We start from the raw sequence: 3,185 nt of genomic DNA, 5'->3' as shown, positions 1-3,185 counted from the left end.
CCCTCGAAGTGGGCCAAGTGCTGCGTCTGGATCGCAACCCCGTGGACGCGCCGCACGGCCTCTTCATCGTGTCGGTCGAGTCGGGCGGGGGCCGCAGCCAGGCTTACTCGAATACGTTCTCGGCAATTCCCTCGGACCGCGTCTGGCGCACGCCGGTGGACCCGGCTGCGCAGCCGATCATTAGCGGCATCCTGCCCGCGCGGATCACCTCGCCCGGCGATTACCCGCGCGCCTACCTGACGCCGGAAGGCTGGTATGTGATCGGGCTGCCCTACGATCTCGATGTGTGGAGTCCGGGTGGAACCAGCCGGCCGGTGCGGCTGGCTAAACCGTACAGCGGAGATAACTATGGGCATCACTTTCCGCTGATCGACGGGGCGGAAGTGGCCATCATTTTTACGGGGGGCAATCCAGACCGGCCTGTGATTATCGGGGCCATGCACGACAGCCTGCATCCGGATCTGGTCAACAACCTGAACCATACCCGCAACCTCATCCGCACCGTTGCGCAGAATGAGCTGCGCATGGAGGACAAGGAAGGTAACGAGCATATCCACCTGACTACGCCGTTCCAGACCAGTGAGCTGAATCTTGGGCACATGGTCGATGGCGAGCGCAAGGAGAGAGGTCAAGGGGCGGAACTGCGCAGCGATGGGCATGTGGCCGTCCGCAGTGCTAAAGGCGTGCTTGTGAGTGCGGAAGCTCAGCCGAATGCAACGGGCCCGCAGCTTGGCATGCAGGACGCTGACGCCACGCTCCGGCAGGCCATGGACTTGATGCGCTCCCTGACCGATTCGACCACGGCTGCGAAGGCCTGGCTTGCCGAGATCGACCAGCAGCGTGCTCTCATCGAGCAGAAGCTCACGAATCTCCAGAAGCCCGTGATCGTCGCCAGTGCACCCGAGGGCGTGGGAATCGCGAGTGGTCAGCACATGCAATTGGCCGCGCGTAGGCAGATGTTCGTCACGGCGGGGGACGGGCTCGATATTGGCGCGTTCAAACGCATCACCGCCGCCGCGGGCGAAGCGATTTCGTTGTTCGCCGCGAAGCTTGGCATTCGGATATTTGCTGCACAGGGCAAGGTACAAATCCAGGCTCAAGGTGATGGGATGGAACTGATGTCCATGCAGGACATGGTGGTGAGCTCCTCGGACGGCGAGGTCATGATCACCGGGCGCAAAGGGGTCACGATCGGCGACGGGTCGGGTGCTTATATCAAGCTGTCGGGCGGCAAGATTATCCTCGGCAGCCCGGCTGGCGAAATCGAGGTGAAGGGCAATCTCACCGTCGACGACGCGGATGGCGGCAGCTTCAGTTTCCCCGCATGGTCCAAAGTCCCCGTGAAGGACTTGAACGGCCCGATGAACTTCGGATTTTCGGAGTAAGCGCCCATGACGACGAAGACTGCACCTAAGGCACCCTCGCCCGCAGCTAAAGCGGCTGATACACACGTGAAGCTCCTACCCTTCGCCTTTCCGTTCCTGCGAAAGGGCCAGGGCAAGTCAGACGCGTCCGCCAAATTCACCGACGAGCACGACATCTACCGTCTGTTGGCCGAACGCGAACCCTCGGGCTCGTATCTGGTCAGCAAAACAGGGATGTGGCACGGCGGGATCCACGTCACCGAGGCGGGTGCGGGTCAGGCGCTGGATCTCGATGCGGGCGTGCGCTGCATCGCTGACGGGCATGTGATCGCATACCGGATCAACCAGACCTATCCGGTCAGCGAGGTTTCCGCGTCCGGCAGCGAGGCGACTGTGCCGGCGCCCTATAGCACCGGCTTCGCGCTGGTGCGTCACTCGATGGAGTTCCCCAAGGGCACGACGCTGACGTTCTACAGCCTGTACATGCATTTGCAGGCGTACGAGGACTATGCAATCGACTCGAAACGGCAGAAGCCCGCGTACTGGTCCACCCAGTTTCAGGTGACGGAGTTCGCGAAGGATACGCCGACGGCCAGCAAGACCGGACAGCCAGCCGAAGCCGGACAAGAGGGCCTGAGGGTTCGTCAGAGCCCGCCCCACGGCAGCGTGATCGCCCTCCTCCCGCAGGGAGCGAGCGTGAGCATTGGCGAGCGGAAGAAAAGCTGGGGGCGGATCAGCGATCTGCACGGCTCGTCCCTCTACGCGCCAGTCGCGGGTGGCTTCGTCGAGCCGTCTGCAGCTGTCGGTGGGTGGATCTTTCTTGGCAACGAAAACGGGGGCCCGCTTGTTCGGGAGGTGATGCCGGACGCGTCATTCGAGCGGGTGATGTTTCCATCGTCAACGGCTTCGCAGACGGGTGATTCAAGCCCCGGTGTGCCGATCAAGGCCGGTGAACTGGTCGGCCACCTGGGGCGCTACGATTCGCTGAACCAGTGCACTGCCGGAACCCGGATGGTCCACATTGAGGTGTTCTGCGACGAGAGCATCGATTCTTTTATCCAGCAGGGGCGCGCGTGGATTGAAGAGCACAGTCCGCACCCGAAGGCCTGGGCAGCCCTGGGAATGCCTGCCGATCCGACGATCCTGCGTATCGCACCGAAGACAAAGCTGTACCAAGATCACGACAAGGACCGAGAAGGCGCCAACGCGCCGTTGACGGACGTGATTCAGGTGTACTCAATGGCCGAACTGGGCCGTGACAAGAAGAGGCAATTCACGGAATCGCAGCCGGATGCACGCCTCGAGAGAAAAGTGAGCTGGTGGCATGTCGAGAATGCCAACGCACTGGGAAACCCGATTGACGGGTGGGTGCGCGAGTACAACCACGCAAGCGGACGGGTCACGCGCGAGTTTGCGCAGACATGGATCGACTTCCAGTGTCTCGCGGATACGCACGACCCGGCTCACACGATCTTTGCGACCAGCAAGGCGTGGGCGGACTATGCGAGCGGTGCGGATGTTCCCGGCGCGGCGGCGCTGGACAAGCTCAGCCCGCTGATGGGGGGAAAGGTCTACCGGGCACTGTTTGCGAAGGGTGACGGCAGTCATGCGGCGGACGATCTGTGCAATGCAGCCGCAAGCGACGCGGGCCACTACCCGTGGCTTATGCAGGCGTCGTCACGACTGATCGTGAAGCACGAAAGCGAATGGGCTAATCCGGAGAAGTGGAAACAACTGATCGCCGAACTTGAAAAGCAGACGGGGCCGAAGCCGCAGCATGCGGAGGAGTTAAAGCGCATCGACAAGCTGACTTGGTGGGAC

At 62.2% G+C, this 3,185-nt stretch carries 2 protein-coding genes; both read left to right on the top strand.

Annotated features, from left to right (window positions below):
- The coding region (locus WCA53_RS17735) for a DUF2345 domain-containing protein (RefSeq protein ID WP_423913276.1) at positions 1–1,385 on the top strand (1,385 nt) is incomplete at its 5' end.
- 6 nt (positions 1,386–1,391) lie between these two features.
- Positions 1,392–3,185: glycoside hydrolase family 19 protein (locus tag WCA53_RS17730; RefSeq protein WP_423913274.1), on the top strand; the 1,794-nt coding region annotated here is incomplete at its 3' end.

The organism is Caballeronia sp. (assembly GCF_049581465.1).
GTDB lineage: Bacteria > Pseudomonadota > Gammaproteobacteria > Burkholderiales > Burkholderiaceae > Caballeronia.
The sequence above is the reverse complement of the archived record's forward strand: the minus strand, read 5'-3'. Positions and strand labels throughout refer to the sequence as shown.